This is a genomic window from Lysinibacillus sp. BF-4 (assembly GCF_000743635.1).
Lineage (GTDB): Bacteria > Bacillota > Bacilli > Bacillales_A > Planococcaceae > Metalysinibacillus > Metalysinibacillus saudimassiliensis.
Genome location: NZ_JPUW01000001.1, coordinates 320,667 through 338,177, shown reverse-complemented (window position 1 = coordinate 338,177; position 17,511 = coordinate 320,667). Strand labels below are relative to the sequence as shown.

Sequence of the window (17,511 nt, the reverse complement as noted above, 5' to 3'; positions counted from 1 at the left end):
TAAAAAAATCTAGTATCATTTCATATTAAGTTTGCATATGCTAAAATAGCTATAATACACTACTACATATGAGGTGACGATGCATGACCTTACCCGTAATCCTAATGATTTTAGGACTAATTGCTATTGTAGGCTCCTTCTTTTTAAAAGATGGTGCTAAGCAAACCGAAAAACAGCTAGATGATTTATCTATCAGCGTCTTTCAGGAAACAAATAACTTAAAAAAACGCTTAAAAATTGTCGAAGAGGAGTTGCTATTAGAGCCACAATTTCATGTTAAAAAACCAAGTGTGGCAAAAACAACAAAAGCGCCAACGCCTCCTGCAAAACCGATTCACGACATTTTAAAAAGCCAAGTCATTGCACTTAATAAACAAGGCTTGTCTATTGCTGAGATTAGCACGCGTTCTACACTAACTGAGGAACAAGTACGCTATGTGCTTGCAACAGGAGGTTCGCAATGAGACGCGGCACAGTACGTGCATTTGGTATAGGGCTATTTGTTGCGGGTGTGCTTGCATTTTTTTATGAACAACTACCTGCAAACGCACCAGCAGTTGAGCAAGCAGTTATTACAAAGGAAGAAAAGCCTGCTAAACCTGCTACTGAAAAACCGAAGCCTGTTGAAAAACAGCCTGCTAAAGAAGCGCCTCAGCAACCTGAACAACCAAAAGGCGACGTCATTTATCAGCTTAAAATTTATAGCGGTGCTACACCAACTTCTATTGCGGCAGATTTGCAAACTGCTGGTATTATTGATGACCGTGAGGATGCAGAGATTTTTCTTTCCACAGAAAAATACGCGCGCTCTATCCAAGTCGGCGTATATAATATTACAGACGACATGACACTAGAAGATATTGCGGTAGCGATTACGAAATAAAGAGGACCGGCATGCGCCCGTCCTCTTTTTATTATGAATTTAATTCGTAGTGACGTCCCTTTACTAAATAAAATAAATGCTCGGCAATGTTAGTTGCATGATCTGCTGAACGCTCAAGGTAGCGGCAAATAAAACTCAAATGCGATATTTGTTTTGTTTTATTAGGATGCTCTGCCCCTGCTCGAATTAAAAGCTCAACGGTAGCACCATATAAATCATCAACATAATCGTCAAGGTCTGCAATTTCCTTGGCAAGCGCGGTATTTTCCTCCATAAAGGCGCGCATAATACCTTGTAACATCTCTACCGCCTTTTGACACATAGCCTCAAAATTAACCATCGGAAAAATAATTGGCTCTTGCCCAATACGGATTGTTTCCTTCGCAATATTGACAGCATAATCACCAACACGCTCCATATCAGAGGCTGCCTTAGTAATGACCATTAAGCGACGTAAATCGGTTGCTACAGGTTGTTGTTTAGCAATTAATAAAATAACGCGGTCATTGATCTCTTCTTCTAAATGATTAATATCACTGTCATCCTCAATGACTTCGAGTGCCTCATCTAAATTTTGCTCTACTAATGCCTGAAACGAGCGTTGTAGTGCCGCAATACTCATTGTACATAGCAACGCTAATTGCTCCTGCACGGCTTGTATATCTGAATCAAATCGTTCTCTCACTGACATAATATGGGCTCCTTATCCAAATCGACCTGAAATATAATCTTCTGTACGCTGATCAGCAGGATTTTGGAAAATATTATCCGTTTGATCATACTCAATTACTTCACCATTTAAGAAGAAAGCGGTACGGTTTGAAATACGTGCCGCCTGTTGCATATTGTGCGTAACAATAACAATAGAGTATTTCTCCTTCATCTCTTGCACAAGCTCCTCTACTTTTAACGTAGAGATAGGGTCAAGTGCACTTGTTGGCTCGTCCATTAAAATTACATCGGGCTCAATCGCAAGACAGCGCGCGATACAAATACGTTGTTGCTGTCCACCTGATAGCCCATAAGCATTTTGATTAAGGCGGTCCTTTACTTCATCCCAAATGGCCGCACCTCGTAGGGATTTCTCAACAATTTCATCTAATATTTTTTTATTTTTAATACCATGAATGCGTGGACCATACGCAATATTATCATAAATTGATTTAGGAAATGGATTTGGTTTTTGGAATACCATACCTACATGCGTACGTAGCTCCTCTACCGCATAATCCTTTGATAAAATATTACGCTCACGATATAAAATCTCACCTGATGTACGAACGATTGACACGAGTTCTACCATGCGATTTAACGTTTTTAAATACGTAGACTTACCACAACCTGAAGGACCAATAATGGCTGTTACCTCATTTTCATAAATATCAAGATTAATATTTTTCAAACCGTGATGCTCACCATACCAAAGGTCTAAACCTTTTGTTTCGTATACAATATTTTGCTGGGGCGTTGGTGTACGTAATTTTTCTTTAGTTTCAATTGTTGTTTTCATAGGTGCTTCCTTTAACATAACCATATGACACACTCCTTAGTAACGTTTTTGAAATTTATTTCGAATAAATACTGCAATAGAGTTCATGAAAATTAATACAGCCATCAGCACAATAATGCCCGCTGCTGCCACATATTGAAACTCCTCTTGTGGACGCTTAGCCCAGTCATAAATCTGCATAGGTAGTGCTGTAAACTCGCTCATAATACCGCTCGGTAAAAATTGCAAAATAACAGGGATACCAATAACAACAAGTGGCGCTGTTTCGCCAATCGCACGAGATAACGCTAAAATACTACCTGTTAAAATCCCAGGTATTGCAGCGGGTAACACTACTCGAACAATAGTTTGCCATTTTGTAGCACCCATGCCGTACGATGCCTCGCGCTGATCATTTGGTACAGCTCGGATTGCTTCCTGCGCCGCTACTATAATAACGGGCAAAATAAGTAGACTCATTGTTAAACCTGCTGCTAGTACACTTTTACCAAAGCCAAAGGTACGAACAAAAATTGTTAAACCTAGTAAACCAAAGACAATCGACGGTACGCCTGCCAAATTAGATATATTCATACGAATAAAGTCGTTGAGCTTATTTTTCTTTGCGTATTCTTCTAAATAAATGGCTGTCCCTACACCTAAAATAATAGACACAGGTGCTACAACTGCCATTAGCCATAACGAGCCAATGAGTGCTGCTTTAATCCCCGCTTTCGCCGGGAAGCGTGAAGCAAAGTTTGTAAGGAAGTCCCAGTTTAAATACCCTACACCTTGTGTCATAATACGATACAACAAAATCGCTAGTGTAATTAGCGCAAAGCTAGTCGCTAAGAAAAATAATACACGCCAAATTTTATTGTAAGCTAAGCGTTTCGACATCCGCTTCATTACTAGCGCATCGTCCATATACTTCATATTAATACTCCTCTCTAAAACGTTTTGAAATATAGTGCGCAAGTAAATTCATTACGAGTGTGAAAATAAATAGCGTAAAGCCTACTGCGTAAATTGAATAGTAAATTGTTGTACCATAACCAGCATCTCCTGTTGCCACCTGTACAATATAGGCTGTCATTGTTTGGACAGAGTCCGTCACACCTAAATCAAACTTCGGTGTAGAGCCTGCTGCTAGTGACACAATCATTGTTTCACCAATAGCACGTGATACTGCTAGTACAACTGAGGCAATAATGCCTGATAGTGCTGCAGGTAATACCACTTTTAACGATACTTCTAATTTTGTTGAGCCTAGCCCTAGAGCACCCTCTCGCATAGCTTGAGGTACACTCGACATCGCATCCTCAGATAGCGAGGTAATCATCGGTAAAATCATAATCCCTACGACGATACCTGGGCTTAACGCGTTGAATACTTTCAGCGACGGTATCAATTGTTGAAGCATTGGTGTTACAAACGTTAAGGCAAAGAAGCCATAAACAATCGTTGGCACACCTGCTAACACCTCTAAAATAGGCTTAATTACGCGGCGAGCACTCTCACTAGCGTACTCACTTAAATATACTGCAGATGCAATACCTAATGGCACTGCCACCACTACCGCAATTAACGTTACCTTTAGCGTACCTGCAATTAAAGGTAATATACCAAACAGAGGCTCTTTACCAGAGAACGGTAGCCACTCTGTCCCGAATAGGAAATCGGTAATTGATACTCTCTGAAAAAATTCAAATGTCTCAAAAATCAGTGTAAATACAATAGCAAATGTTGTTAACACAGAAAAAGCAGCTGCCATAAATAATAAAATAGGCATGGCTTTCTCCACTGTATTTTTTAGGCCTTTACCTTTTGATTTGGCGATTAGTTCCTGGACGCTAGGGTCGCCGGGTTTATGCGAACTCATACATACTCCTCCTATAATGCATAAGGAGGGGCGTGATTATCACAGCCCCCACTTATAAGTTGTCATTATTTCAATGCTTCTAACTTAGCTAGTTCTTCTTTATATTTTTCCTCCGGTAAGCTCACATAGCCTACTGTATTTGCCATTTCGCCTGCATTTTCCATTAGGAAGTGCATAAAGTCATAAGCTGCTTCATTGTCTTTCATCGCTTCATTTTTTACATACGTAAATAATGGACGTGACAATGGTGAGTATTCTTGTGACTCAATTGTGTCAGATGTTGCTCAATGCCATCAATAGTTACAATACCTAGCTTATCCTTATTTTCTAAGTAGTAAGCATAGCCGAAGAAGCCAAGTGCATTTTTGTCGCCAGATACACCTTGTACTAGCATATTAGGGTCTGCAGAAAGTGTCGCTGTTTTAACAAAATCTTCACCCTTTAAAATGACTTCATCAAAGTAATCATGCGTGCCTGAGTCAGTACCTGGTGCGAAGAATACAATTTCCTCGTCTGGCCATGATGGATCAATATCTGACCATTTTTTTGTTTTGCCATCCTCTACCCAAAGCTGTTCGAGTTGCGCTACAGTTAAATCTTTTGCCCAGTCGTTTTCAGGACTAACCACTACAGAGATACCATCATAAGCAAGCTGTAGTTCTGTAAAGTCCACACCAGCTTCTTCTAGCTTTTGTTTTTCTTCGTCCTTCATATTACGTGAGGCATTTGAAAAATCGGTTTCCCCAGCGATGAATTTTTCAAAGCCGCCGCCTGTACCTGAAATACCTACAGAAACTTCTACTTTAGGTTGAACACCTGCATATTCCTCAACTACTGCTTCGACGATTGGCGCTACCGTAGAAGAACCATCACCCGCTACAGAGCCCTGTAATTGCTTTTCTGTATCTGTTTGTTCTGTTCCTTTGTCTGTAGTGTTGCCACCCTCACTTGCTGTGTTACCGCCACCACATGCACCTAGCATTAAAGCTGAGCCTAATACGGCTGTCATCGTTAAGTACTTCCACTTTTTCATTATTCATTGCCTCCATGACATATAATTAAAGTTTTACCTTACAACCTTCACTATACGGATGGATTATTGATAGCATATAAATGAACTGTTAAGAGAATGTAAAGGAATGTTTTACTTTGTAAACAAAAAATCAGCAGCGCCCCTAAAGGCACTGCTGATTTTTATTTTCCCTCACCTTCGCGGATAACTTCTTCCGACCAAGCAGGTTGTATTTTTTTCATCGTATCTGGTGTAAAGTCACCAGCTTTATTATGTTTCGCTTTTACTTCAAAATAAGCATCTACTGCTTTACGTGCAATATCACTTGCCGCTTGGTCATAGCCAAACGTACTCGTTGTCATATACGGCATAACTACAGCATACGCTACCTCTGGATTATCATACGGCGCAAAACCGACATGCGTTAAGTTTAATGTATACGCGCCGCGGTAGTTTTCGTTTACACCGAAGTATTGTGTCTCGGCAGTACCCGTTTTACCTGCTGCTTGGTACTTCGCATCTGCGAAGAATGAACGCGCTGTACCACGCGCTCCTGCGTATACTGCACGGAAGCCTGCTTGTACTTGTGCAATCTCTTGACTACTATTGTTAATGCGGTTAATTACTTGTGGCGTACGTTGCTCAAGTAAATCACCAAAGATTTTACCGTCTGGTGATGGCTGGCGTACCTCTTTTAAAATATGAGGTTTTACACGGTAACCATTATTTGCAATTGTAGAAACATACTGCGCTAGTTGCATTGGTGTATACGTATCATACTGACCAATCGCAAAGTCCATCGCTTTACCCTTCTCTTGTAAATTGTCACTACCTTTTACGCCGACTTGCTCGTTTGGTAAATCAATGCCTGTTTTAACACCTAAACCAAATTGGTGGTAAATGTTACGCATTTTTCGGTACGTATCATCACTCACGTTAAATGGCATACGTGGGTAATAGTTAGGAATGCCACCAATGCGCATCGCCACATAGAACATATACACGTTGGATGAACTTTCGAGTGCATTAATATCTGTCATCCAGCGGTTATTATAACCATTTGTATTAGCAAGTGACGTACGTTTTTGCCCACCAATATAAAGCGGTTGGTCCATTACACCCTCACCAACATTAAAAGCACCCTCTTGATAGCCACCAAGTACTGTTGCACCTTTAATTGTTGACCCTGCCTCGTACGCCATTGTATAAGCACCGTACGAAATATCTTCCATTTTACCGTTGTCAATTTGACGCCCAATTACAGATAATAACTCACCCGTTTGTGGATTCATCATCACAAGGAAGGTGCGGTCTAATAAATGCGAGCCGTAACGTGTCTTTTGTTTACGTAATTCATTCTCAACAATTTTACCAAGTCGATCTTCAAGCTCACTATCAATCGTTAATACTAAATCTTTACCAGGCTCACCCGCATATACAGTCTCTGTATCTACTACTTTACCTGATTTATCCGTAACATTTTTTACTACGGATTTTTTACCTTGAAGTAACTCCTCATACTGCGCTTCAACAAAGCTATCACCTACGCGGTCATTACGTGAATAGTCACGCGCTAGGAAGTGGTTAAGTTGGTCATTTGGTATACCACGCTCTGGCGTTGTTGTACGCCCAAGGATAGCGAGTGGTGAAAGTTTAACACGCTTCCAATCCGTTGTCGTATTTACACCTGGTAGCTCTGATAGACGTTCAGATACACGCGCAAACTCGGCATCCGTTACATCTTCACTTTTAATAATTTGTGGTGATAGGTTATAGCCTGACACCATTTCTCGGTAAATGGCTAGCACCTCTAACTCATGACCTTCTAAGTTCTTTAGGTCATCTTCAGTAATACGTTCACGTGTTAAATCATCTACTTGTTTAGTAAATTCTTTTTCACTGCCTTCACCTAACTTAGCCCGAATTTTTTCACGCTCTTTCTCAGGCACTTTTTTCATAGCTTCATCAGGATTACGCAAAATCCAAAAATCCTGCTTATCACGTAGCGTTACTTTTTTCGTTGGTTGTTCAATTAATTCTGCCAACTGTTCGGCAATGTCTAACATTTCGGATTGCTTAGTTGATTGTAATTTTGTATAGGTAATCGCATTTTGTGGATCATTATCCACTAACACTCGTCCGTTACGGTCATAAATACGGCCACGAGGTACACTGGTATTAACAGGTACTTCTTCTGTACTCTCTACCATATTGACATAATACTCTCCCTTTACAATTTGCAAATAACCTAAGCGGAAAATTAGCGTCGAAAAAATTAAAAAGATAAAGAAAAAAATAACGTTCATGCGAAAGTTAATTGTAGATTGCTGTTTTGCCTTATGTTCTTTTAGTTTTCTGCTAGGCTCATTACTACGCATTAAACGCCCTCCTACTCATTTATACACATACGTTTAAGTATACCACCACAAAAGTGAAGTTTCACTATTATAACGGTGGGCTATTTAAAAAGTTGCATAAAAAAACGGCAAAGCTCCTAGGAGCTTTGCCGTTAACATGCGTTATTATTTAGCTGCAGCGAATTTTTCTGCTACAACGTCCCAGTTTACAATGTTCCAGAAAGCTGAAATGTAGTCAGGACGACGGTTTTGGTAGTTTAAGTAGTACGCGTGCTCCCATACGTCTAAGCCTAGGATTGGTGTTTTACCTTCCATGTATGGTGAGTCTTGGTTTGGTGTAGAAATTACAGCGATTTCGCCGTTATCTACTACTAACCATGCCCAACCAGAACCAAAGCGAGTTGTTGCTGCTTTAGCAAACTCTTCTTTGAAAGCATCGAAGCTACCGAATTTTTTGTCGATTGCTGTTGCTAATTCACCTGTTGGTGCATTAGCGCCACCTGGAGCGATAACTTCCCAGAATAGTGAGTGGTTAGCGTGACCGCCACCATTGTTACGTACTGCAGTTTGTTTGTCTGCTGGAAGTGCGTCGATGTCAGAGATTAATGTAATAAGCTCTGTACCTGCGAAGTCAGTTCCTTCGATTGCTGCGTTTAAGTTCGTTACATACGTATTGTGGTGTTTAGTGTGGTGGATTTCCATTGTTTGTGCATCAATATGTGGTTCTAGTGCGTCGTACGCGTAAGATAATTTTGGTAGTTCATGTGCCATGATTAAGTTCCTCCTTGGAATGTAAGTAATATCTTGCTACAACTTTAGATTATCAAAGTTGGTCAAACCATTCAATGAAAAAGCATCATTCTGTTACAATTCAGTCTTTTGACTGAAATTATACGACTAGGATAATAAAAATAACGACCATAATCGTTTGAATGATACCTTTTGTTACCATAGATGTTAAGAAGCCCACAAGTGAACCAAGCCCACTGCGCAACGCTTCCTTAAAAGTGCTTCCTGTAACTACTAGCTCTGCTACTACTGCAAACACAAATGGCAGGATTAAAATACCGAAAAACGGAATGATAAAGGGGCCTACTAACAGCCCAACCGTACTTCCCCACATACCTGCTTTTGTTCCGCCGAATGCTTTAACACCTACTAGGCTGGCGATTGTATCAGCAGCAAAGAGCAAAATAACAAGGAGCACTTGCCCTAACCAAAACCACCATGGTAGCACACTAAAGGTGAAAAACAAGCCGTATACAATAAACCCTGCAAAGATAAATAGTACCGACGGAATAATCGGATATATTAGCCCAATATAAGCGATTACAAACAGCGCAATAATGAGTGTCCATGCGATGACTGTCATAGTGTTTCCCCCTCATTCCTTAAAAGTCTTTTCCCTCTTTTTACGTGAGTTAAAGCAAAAGGTTTCAAAATGCGTGAAAAGTCATGGTAAAATGACCGTTGGAGGAGAATCAGATGACCCATACACAACTTTTTATTATGAGTTTAACAAGCCCTAAAAAATTAGGCGCTGTGCGTTTCATGCCTATTGGCAAGGTTTTGCAATACGCCTTCCTATTAGTAACCATATTAACCGTATTTTCGTTTGCACGCTTTACTACGGGCGTAACAGATAGCACGTTAGATATGAGTGGCCTAATGGAGTATGTTGAGGATATTCGCTTCCTATTGTATCCTGTAGCATTTATTTTATTATTCATTGTAAATACCTTATTATTATTTGCACGCATTAGTCTTTACGCGCTTGTTGGTACATTGTTTATGCACAGCATGCAACGTCGCGGCGAGTACCGTAACGTTTGGCGTACAGCAACGTTTGCGATTACATGGGCAACACTGCTCAGCATCGTTTTTGAGTTTGTACCTATCCCAGCAATTATTACAACGAGCATTGCCATTTTTATTACGATGCTCTTTATTTTTATCGGGCTAACAAAATACCCTAAGCTGCCACCTACGACAAAATAGGAACTTTTAACGGTTCTGCCTTGTCCTAAATTTGTGACACTGCTAAAATAGTTTGAGTGATGACCATGTATGGTCGAAAAAGGAGAGACTAAAAAATGAGTGAAATTGTTCACCGTTCAAAAACACGTCCTGTACGTGTTGGTAATTTAACGATTGGTGGTAGTAATGAATTATTCATTCAAAGTATGACAACGACAAAAACGCATGATGTAAAGGCTACGGTTGCAGAAATCCTTCGTTTAGAAGAGGCAGGTTGCCAAATCGTTCGTGTTGCTGTACCTGATGAGCGTGCCGCTGATGCCTTAGCAGAAATCAAACGACGTATTACGATTCCTTTAGTGGCAGATATCCACTTTGATTATAAGCTTGCCCTAAAAGCTATCGAAGCAGGCGTTGATAAAGTACGTATTAACCCTGGTAACATTGGTCGTCGTGAAAAAGTTGAAGCAGTTGTTAACGCGGCTAAAGCAAAAGGCGTGCCAATTCGTATTGGAGTTAACGCAGGTTCACTAGAGCGTCATATTTTAGATAAATATGGCTACCCAACAGCTGATGGTATGGTTGAATCAGCACTACACCATATTAAAATTTTAGAAGACCTAGACTTCCACGATATTATTGTATCGATGAAAGCTTCTGATGTTAACTTAGCGATTGAAGCCTATGAAAAAGCTGCGCAAGCTTTTGACTACCCACTACACTTAGGTATTACTGAGTCAGGTACACTATTTGCAGGAACAATTAAATCTGCTGCAGGACTTGGCGCAATTTTATCAAAAGGTATTGGTAACACACTGCGTATTTCATTATCTGCTGATCCAGTAGAAGAAATTAAAGTAGCGCGTGAATTATTAAAATCATTCGGCTTAGCATCAAATATGGCAACTTTAATTTCTTGCCCAACATGCGGTCGTATCGAAATCGACTTAATCTCTATTGCTAATGAAGTAGAAGAATATATTTCAAAATTAAATGTACCCCTTAAAGTAGCTGTACTTGGTTGCGCTGTAAACGGTCCTGGTGAGGCGCGTGAAGCTGATATTGGTATCGCGGGTGCACGTGGCGAAGGTCTATTGTTTATGAAGGGTAAAACAGTTCGTAAAGTGCCTGAGGAAACAATGGTAGAAGAATTGAAAAAAGAAATCGACAAGCTAGCAGCCGAAATGGAAGCAAAGCGCGATGAGGAACAAGCTAATGCTTAAGCCTCGCTTTGGTATTGATATTGATGGCACAGTAACGACGCCTGATACGTTACTGCCTCATATTAACAAAGCTTACGATGTTACCCTCACATTAGATGATGTAACAGAGTATGATTTTCTTTCTGCCTTTCCTCACCCAGTTGACCGACAAGAGTTTGCTGAATGGTTTTTAGCTAATGAGCGTCATATGTATGAAGTATCAGATATTTACCCAAACGCTAAACGCGTATTAGATGAATGGCATAAAAAATACGAGCTGATTTATATTTCAGCTCGCCATGATGGCTTAGTTGATGTTACAACGGAATGGTTTACGAAACAACAATTACCGTATGACCGCATTGAGCTTATTGGTAGCCATGATAAATTGCGTGCGGCAAAGGACGCGGCAGTTGAGGTGTTCTTTGAAGATAAGCATGACAATGCTGTTATGCTTGCCGAAGAATTAGACATTCCTGTCGTATTATTTGATACACCATATAATCGTCAAGCCACACCTAAGCAAGTAATCCGCGTTAACTCATGGCTGCAAGCCAATGATTGGATTAAACAAAACTTTTAATACTAAAGGCAGAAGCATACCGCTTCTGCCTTTTATAATGCCGCAAACGCCTGCTTTAGATCCGCAATAATATCCGCTACTTCTTCCACGCCTACCGAAAAACGTAATAAACGATTGCATACACCTCGCGCTATCCGTTCTTCATATGGTATGTCAGCATGGGTTTGAGTAGCAGGGTACGTAATAAAACTCTCCACGCCACCTAGGCTCTCTGCAAAAGTTACAAGCTGTAAACTACGCAAAAATATATCGATGTCCTGCTCACGTTGTAAACGAAATGATACCATGCCGCCCTCGCCTGCATACAGTACATCCGTCACTTGAGTATGGTTTTGTAAAAAGGCTACAACGGCTTTAGCATTCGCATCGTGCTGACGCATACGTAAATGCAATGTTTTTAAGCCGCGTACAATCAACCAGCTGTCCATTGGTGACAGCGTAAAGCCACTTGTATTATGCAAGAAAGCAAGTCGTTCACATAACTCTTCTCCTTTAGCTACAACAAGACCTGCTAGCACATCATTATGCCCGCCAAGGTATTTTGTTGCACTGTGTACTACAATGTCTGCACCGAGAGTTAAAGGTTGTTGGAAATACGGCGTTAAAAATGTATTATCCACCACTACAATAGCATCCTGATTACTAAACTGCGCAATATCATAACGTTGCATTAAAGGATTGGTTGGCGTCTCTAAAAAAATCATAGCAGAAGGTGTGGCCAATGCTTGAGTTAGTGCACTTGCATCTGCAAAATTAACATAGCTAACTTCTATACCATACTGCGCTGCTAAATACGTAAATAAACGATAAGTGCCACCATAAATATCATTTGGCACTACCACCCGATCACCTGCCTTTAATAACCCCATTACTAATTGAATGGCCGCCATGCCAGAGCTACAGGCAAAAGCGGCATCGCCTTCCTCTAACTTAGCAATACCCTGTTCTAACACGCTTCTTGTAGGATTCTTTGTACGCGTATAATCATATCCTGTTGATTGCCTAAGACCTGTATGCTCATAAGCTGTCGAAAAATATACAGGCGTGCTAACCGCGCCTGTTTTACTATCACTATGATTTCCGAGTTGCACTAATGTCGTTGCAATGCTTGTCATCATTTACCCGCTCCCTTCGTCTTGTGACGTTACAGTAGCACCTCTATACACACAGCACAATAATTTATTAGAATATTTCATCATTTATTCACACAATACCTAAGGTGGTACATTTTATGGCAAAACTGTGTCATTTAAGTGAAGTATAACTTTTTAGCGCCTATGCCTTTTGTTAATCATGCAATTATTTTCTGTTTAATCCATAATATTTACGCTTTCGTATTGAATTTTCCGAATATTACCTCTATGATAAATGAATAAAATATTTTTCAACAATAACAAAGGGGTATGGGCATGAAAAAAAATCACATGGGTGTGGTGTTTGGAGGCGTACTACTTTTAGTGGTGGCAATGGGGATTAGCCGCTTCGCCTTCACACCAATCTTGCCCTTTATGCGTGAGGACGTGGGGTTTTCCGTAGAGACTGCAGGCTTTTTAGCTTCTAGTAATTACATCGGTTACTTCGTTGGCGCATTATGGGCTGGCTTTATTACCAAAAATCGCAAAGGTTTTTTATTACTAGCTGTATTAATCAACGTAGCATCGGTCGTTTTAATGGGGATTATTGATAGCTATACGATTTGGTTAATACTACGCTTCGTGGCAGGGGTGACAGGAGGCTTAGTATTTGTTTTAACATCTAGTATTGTTATGGATTATTTAGCACAACACTTTCTTGCAAGCTGGTCAGGTTACTTATTTGGTGGCATCGGGCTTGGTATCGCCTTCTCTGGTTTGTTCGTGCCATTTTTAGAGGCAGCTTACACATGGAAAGGCGCTTGGCTCGGACTTGGTGTATTATCATTACTCTGCGTACTCACTACTGGCTTTTTATGGCGTAAACTTGTTGTGAATAACATCGAAAAAGCATACGCAGATGATAGCACACCAAAATTAACAAAGGGCTTTATGCCATGGTTTATCGCAGCTTATGGGTTAGAGGGACTTGGCTATATTATTACTGGCACTTTTTTAGTGGACATTATTCACGGTATCCCTGAGCTACAATCCTACTCCTCTATTAGTTGGGTCATCGCAGGACTTGCAGCAATTCCATCCGCACCCGTATGGAGTACATTAATTACGAAATACTCACCAATTAAAATTTTATCAATTGCTTATTTATTACAAGTATTCGGTATTTTATTGCCCGTATTTTCTCAATCTATTTTTAGTGTATTTTTATCTGCTTTTTTATTTGGTATGACGTTTGTCGGCATCGTTACAATGACAACAGGCTACGCTCGTCAGCTTTTTCCTACTAAGAGCGGTCCTGTCGTATCCATCCTGACAACATTTTATGCCTTTGGTCAAATCATCGGTCCAATTGCGGCAAGTAAGCTAGCTACTCACTATAATAGCTATAATGCTGCGTTAATTTTTGCGGGAAGCATTGTATTTTTAGGGCTAATCATTATGTGGGTTGGTTGCGTAGTTACAAAAAAATCTGAAATAATTGCTATAAAAAATGTTTAACCTTCTGCACATTGGGAACATTATAACCATAGACAAAAAAAGGAGGACATTAACATGTCAAACAAATTTACAGATGATTTAAAAGGTACAGGTAACGAGCTTAAAGGTGAAGCAAAAGAGCAATACGGTAAAGCAACAGGTGATGTTGGTAAACAAACTGAAGGTAAACTTGATAAATTAAAAGGTGCAGCGCAACATAAATTAGCAGATGCTAAAGAAGCTGTAACAAACAAAGTAGAAGAAATCGAAAAAAAGTTTGAAGACAAAAAGCACGAAAATAAATAAGCTATACTGAAATGTCATCGCCTATGGCGGTGGCATTTCTTTTCATTTTAAGCGCTTTTCTTTTATACTAGGGCTATAACAACTAAAGGATTTGATACAATGGGACGTATTTTAGCAATTAGTGATATGCACGGACAACACGCTATGTTAGTCGCATTATTAGATAAAATCGCTTTACAACCTGATGATACCTTATTATTTATGGGTGACTATGTAGACCGTGGTCCACAATCTAAAGAAGTGCTCGATACGGTATTATCGTTGCGCGAAACACACGGTGCTACATTGTTAATGGGTAACCATGAAGCCATTATGCTACGTGCTTTTACCGCCAACCATAGTAAACCTTGGGAACATTGGATAAATGTTTGCGGTGGGATTGAAACACTTGAGAGCTATGGATTACGTGTAGCTGATTTTGATACAACTAACTTACCTTTACTTAAGCAATTACCTACAACTCATCCACTACGCGCACACCTCCAAGCTATCGAAACAATGGGTTACTATGTGGCTTATGATGATGTGGTATTTGTACATGGCGGCGTTGATCCGGAGCTACCACTAGACGAAACACCAATCTCTACCCTGCTATGGATTCGTAAGGAGTTTCATATGGGCTACCACGGCGAAAAAACCATCGTCTTTGGCCACACACCGTCCTACCGTCTACATGGTACAAAAGATAATACGGATGTGTATTACGGGCCCAATCGTATTATTGGTATTGATGGTGGTGCTACATTTGGTGGACAACTACACTGCCTTGATTGGACAAATAAGCGTGTATATTCTGTGCAAGCAAAAAGCTGTGTCGCTCAATCTTGAGCAACACAGCTTTTTTATTAATACAATTTAAAAATCACACCGACTAGGCAATAAATAATAATAGTAGAGAATAAAATCGTCATGTGCAGTAATGAAAAGACAAACATTTTTGTTGCCCATTTTACTTGGTCCGTATTGGTGTGGTAGCCATAAATACTCATAACTAGCCACGCAATGCTTAATAATAAAGCAACTAGCATAATACCAACGCTAAGTGAACCAAATAAGAAACTTAGTAAAATTAAAATAATTAAATAAAAGTTCGTTTGGTAATACGTACGTTTCATACCTTTTGCTACAGGTAGCATTGGAATGTTAGCTGCTTTATAATCTGCATGCTTACGAATGGCAATAGCATAGAAGTGAGGCATTTGCCATATTACCATGACACCAAACAAACCTAAAATTGCAGGGTGCGTTAAATTACTCGACACAACAGCCCAACCAATTAATGGCGGCATTGCTCCCGACAGACTGCCAATCTCTGTATTGTAAATCGTATAGCGCTTTGTCCATATCGTATAAGGCCCTACATATAAAAATACACCTAAAAAGCCTAAGAACGCTGCAAGTGGTGATGCAAAGTATAATGCAATAATCCCAACAACTAATAACACTACTGCAAGAATGGCTGTTGTTTTAACAGGCATTTGCCCCGTTACGGTTGGACGCGACTGTGTTCGTGGCATAATCGCATCAATATCACGGTCATAAATGTTATTGAAGGCACCAGCTGAGCCGATGACAGCTGCACTACCTATTGTCGCTAAAATAATTTGCACAATATAATCCATTATATTTGCCTGTGTATGATACAGTGCTAATGCTAAACCCGCCCACATTGGGATTAAGTTTGACTTAATAATACCCGTCTTAACGGTTTGCGCTAGCATGTCTGTCATTTTAGGCTGAAGTTGTGGCTCAATACTAATTTTTTGTTCATCGTGCATATGCGTTAAGTCCTTTTCCATTTGTTTTCATCAATCCAACTTTCTCAGACAGCTCATAGCTGCCTTACTATTCTACTCTTTTCTTTATCACATTGTATGCAAATAAGTAAAATTATGCGCTGCTAATGTTCAATCATTGGATTTGAAAAGCGTACGTCTTCTATGATAACATTGCTGGTTCAGAAAATGAATACGTAACCGCTCACAGTTGTGAAAACCGTGTGTGCATTTTGTGAAATCACTTAGACTTTTGCGATATGTTGATGTAAAAAATCATTGAAATCTGCGCGATTTTGTGGCGTTACACCATGACCATCCTCGTAGGTCATCAACGTCACATTGGCATCACATGCCTCTAAAAATACAGCTGCTTGCTCCGCTTCTTTAAATGGATAAATATAATCGTACGTACCATGTGAAATAAAGAAAGCGACTTGTGAAATATCTTTCTTCACATACTCCTCTTGTACAAACTTTGGTAAAAAGCCACTAAGTGCCGCAACACCTGTTACTTGATTACCTAAAACAAAAGCTGATGACTGAGCAATTACTGCCCCCTGATTAAAGCCAACTACATACACTTGCTGTGGGTTAATCGAAAACTCGATTAAAGCTTGTTCTACAAACTGCGAAAAAGCTACAACTACTTTATCAAAAATAGCGCGGACAGGTTGTTCTTCTTCACCAATTGTGAAGAAAGCATAACCATTGCCATGCGCAATTGGGCCACGTATAGCAAAAATATGTGCAGGTACTGTATCTAGTAATTGCAATAAATCTTGCTCATTACTCCCCATACCATGCAATAAAAAAATGGCTGGATAAGTTGTGGTAGGTTGTTCGTTTTTTGGTCGATAATGTGTAAATGAAAATGGTGTGTTCACGCAAATACCCCCTCTTAATTAATGTAATGTAAGCTGTCGTGCAAACTGATCAGCATAATAATTCACATAGCCGTCAATGACACGAAGTGTTTCTGTAGCATCACCTTCAAGTAATGCCTCACGACTATCTTGCATCGTGCAAACGGTTAAAAAATCGACGCGCAATGCATGCGCAATGGACATATAGGCGTAATCATACATAATAATTTCCGCTGTTAGCTCCTTAGCCTCGTACTCCTCATGAAACACAGGTAGCAATACTTTGGTTTGTTCGTCCACCTCTTGGCGTACTTGCATTTGTCCTGTCAAGAGCTCGGTTTCGACGACAGCTGCTGTAAAAGCAAGTTGCCCTGTTAAAATGGCGCTAAAAATTGTATGCCATACTGCCGCATTGCGCTCATAATAGGCAAGGTTTAACATCATTTGGTCACAAAAGGCCTGCTCCTCTCTCCCCTCACGCTTATCATCAATCGCTGCCTGAATAATCGTTTGAAAGTTTTCGACTTCTGCATTTTTTACGAGTTGGTAAAAGCCTTGCTCTACCCATGAAGCAATTTGTTGTTGTAGTTCTGACATGCTGTCACTTCC

Annotated in this window: 19 protein-coding genes and 1 pseudogene; 8 read left to right on the top strand and 12 right to left on the bottom strand. The window is 40.0% G+C overall.

All coding sequences use genetic code 11. From position 1 onward, the window contains the following. Nucleotides 1-83: 83 nt before the first annotated feature. Together CH76_RS01735 and CH76_RS01730 are read left to right on the top strand one after the other, a co-directional pair. The gene (locus CH76_RS01735) at nucleotides 84-464 is read left to right on the top strand and encodes a hypothetical protein (RefSeq protein WP_036141970.1); all 381 of its coding nucleotides are present in this window, start codon (nucleotides 84-86) and stop codon (nucleotides 462-464) included. After that, complete coding sequence (locus CH76_RS01730; RefSeq protein WP_036141966.1) at nucleotides 461-883, top strand: hypothetical protein; 423 nt, start codon at nucleotides 461-463, stop codon at nucleotides 881-883. Before CH76_RS01735 ends, CH76_RS01730 begins: the two co-directional genes overlap by 4 nt. Before the next feature lie 31 nt (nucleotides 884-914). Here CH76_RS01730 and phoU read toward each other — a convergent pair whose 3' ends face one another. The 8 genes and pseudogenes from phoU to CH76_RS01690 all read right to left on the bottom strand — a co-directional run bounded on the left by phoU (nucleotide 915) and on the right by CH76_RS01690 (nucleotide 8,995). Beyond that, nucleotides 915-1,574 carry a phosphate signaling complex protein PhoU gene (gene phoU / locus CH76_RS01725; protein WP_036141964.1) on the bottom strand — a complete coding sequence of 220 codons (660 nt, stop codon included), beginning with the start codon at nucleotides 1,572-1,574 and terminating at the stop codon, nucleotides 915-917. Between the two features lie 12 nt (nucleotides 1,575-1,586). After that, entirely contained in the window at nucleotides 1,587-2,393 is an 807-nt protein-coding gene (gene pstB / locus CH76_RS01720) for a phosphate ABC transporter ATP-binding protein PstB (RefSeq protein ID WP_036142236.1), read from the bottom strand. 36 nt (nucleotides 2,394-2,429) lie between these two features. Beyond that, on the bottom strand, nucleotides 2,430-3,308 hold the full coding sequence (gene pstA, locus CH76_RS01715; protein WP_036141962.1) for a phosphate ABC transporter permease PstA: 879 nt from the start codon (nucleotides 3,306-3,308) through the stop codon (nucleotides 2,430-2,432). 1 nt (nucleotide 3,309) lies between these two features. Then, a complete protein-coding gene (gene pstC / locus CH76_RS01710; protein WP_036141959.1) occupies nucleotides 3,310-4,254 on the bottom strand; it encodes a phosphate ABC transporter permease subunit PstC in 945 nt (314 codons plus the stop codon). Nucleotides 4,255-4,319: 65 nt separating this feature from the next. Continuing rightward, a pseudogene (locus CH76_RS01705) lies at nucleotides 4,320-5,287 on the bottom strand (PstS family phosphate ABC transporter substrate-binding protein). A 161-nt stretch (nucleotides 5,288-5,448) separates the two neighbouring features. After that, nucleotides 5,449-7,644 carry a penicillin-binding protein 2 gene (locus CH76_RS01700; protein WP_036141957.1) on the bottom strand — a complete coding sequence of 732 codons (2,196 nt, stop codon included), beginning with the start codon at nucleotides 7,642-7,644 and terminating at the stop codon, nucleotides 5,449-5,451. A gap of 144 nt (nucleotides 7,645-7,788) precedes the next feature. Beyond that, complete coding sequence (locus CH76_RS01695) at nucleotides 7,789-8,394, bottom strand: superoxide dismutase (protein ID WP_036141953.1); 606 nt, start codon at nucleotides 8,392-8,394, stop codon at nucleotides 7,789-7,791. 118 nt (nucleotides 8,395-8,512) lie between these two features. Beyond that, complete coding sequence (locus CH76_RS01690) at nucleotides 8,513-8,995, bottom strand: DUF456 domain-containing protein (protein WP_036141949.1); 483 nt, start codon at nucleotides 8,993-8,995, stop codon at nucleotides 8,513-8,515. Between the two features lie 113 nt (nucleotides 8,996-9,108). On the opposite strand from CH76_RS01690, the gene CH76_RS01685 reads away from it, so the two are divergent. From CH76_RS01685 to CH76_RS01675, 3 genes are all read left to right on the top strand, one after another. Continuing rightward, entirely contained in the window at nucleotides 9,109-9,621 is a 513-nt protein-coding gene (locus CH76_RS01685) for a DUF1189 family protein (RefSeq protein WP_036141946.1), read from the top strand. Nucleotides 9,622-9,716: 95 nt separating this feature from the next. Beyond that, the gene (gene ispG, locus CH76_RS01680) at nucleotides 9,717-10,823 is read left to right on the top strand and encodes a flavodoxin-dependent (E)-4-hydroxy-3-methylbut-2-enyl-diphosphate synthase (RefSeq protein WP_036141944.1); all 1,107 of its coding nucleotides are present in this window, start codon (nucleotides 9,717-9,719) and stop codon (nucleotides 10,821-10,823) included. Next, nucleotides 10,816-11,385 (top strand): hypothetical protein, encoded by a 570-nt coding sequence (locus tag CH76_RS01675; protein WP_200877317.1) that lies wholly within the window; start codon nucleotides 10,816-10,818, stop codon nucleotides 11,383-11,385. Before ispG ends, CH76_RS01675 begins: the two co-directional genes overlap by 8 nt. Before the next feature lie 32 nt (nucleotides 11,386-11,417). On the opposite strand, the gene CH76_RS01670 is transcribed toward CH76_RS01675, so the two are convergent. Next, nucleotides 11,418-12,500 (bottom strand): PLP-dependent transferase, encoded by a 1,083-nt coding sequence (locus tag CH76_RS01670; RefSeq protein WP_036142234.1) that lies wholly within the window; start codon nucleotides 12,498-12,500, stop codon nucleotides 11,418-11,420. Between the two features lie 294 nt (nucleotides 12,501-12,794). Here CH76_RS01670 and CH76_RS01665 point away from each other — a divergent pair, with 294 nt between their 5' ends. The 3 genes from CH76_RS01665 (at nucleotide 12,795) to CH76_RS01655 (ending at nucleotide 15,089) form a co-directional block, all read left to right on the top strand. Further along, a complete protein-coding gene (locus tag CH76_RS01665; protein WP_036141938.1) occupies nucleotides 12,795-13,976 on the top strand; it encodes a YbfB/YjiJ family MFS transporter in 1,182 nt (393 codons plus the stop codon). A gap of 54 nt (nucleotides 13,977-14,030) precedes the next feature. Continuing rightward, nucleotides 14,031-14,261: a CsbD family protein gene (locus CH76_RS01660; RefSeq protein WP_036141935.1), complete on the top strand. Its 231-nt coding sequence runs from the start codon at nucleotides 14,031-14,033 to the stop codon at nucleotides 14,259-14,261. A gap of 99 nt (nucleotides 14,262-14,360) precedes the next feature. Further along, on the top strand, nucleotides 14,361-15,089 hold the full coding sequence (locus tag CH76_RS01655; RefSeq protein ID WP_036141932.1) for a metallophosphoesterase family protein: 729 nt from the start codon (nucleotides 14,361-14,363) through the stop codon (nucleotides 15,087-15,089). Between the two features lie 17 nt (nucleotides 15,090-15,106). Here CH76_RS01655 and cyoE read toward each other — a convergent pair whose 3' ends face one another. The 3 genes from cyoE to CH76_RS01640 all read right to left on the bottom strand — a co-directional run bounded on the left by cyoE (nucleotide 15,107) and on the right by CH76_RS01640 (nucleotide 17,499). After that, entirely contained in the window at nucleotides 15,107-16,039 is a 933-nt protein-coding gene (gene cyoE / locus CH76_RS01650; RefSeq protein ID WP_036142232.1) for a heme o synthase, read from the bottom strand. Between the two features lie 242 nt (nucleotides 16,040-16,281). Beyond that, nucleotides 16,282-16,923 carry an alpha/beta hydrolase gene (locus CH76_RS01645; protein WP_036141929.1) on the bottom strand — a complete coding sequence of 214 codons (642 nt, stop codon included), beginning with the start codon at nucleotides 16,921-16,923 and terminating at the stop codon, nucleotides 16,282-16,284. 18 nt (nucleotides 16,924-16,941) lie between these two features. Beyond that, on the bottom strand, nucleotides 16,942-17,499 hold the full coding sequence (locus CH76_RS01640; protein WP_036141926.1) for a hypothetical protein: 558 nt from the start codon (nucleotides 17,497-17,499) through the stop codon (nucleotides 16,942-16,944). Nucleotides 17,500-17,511: the final 12 nt, after the last annotated feature.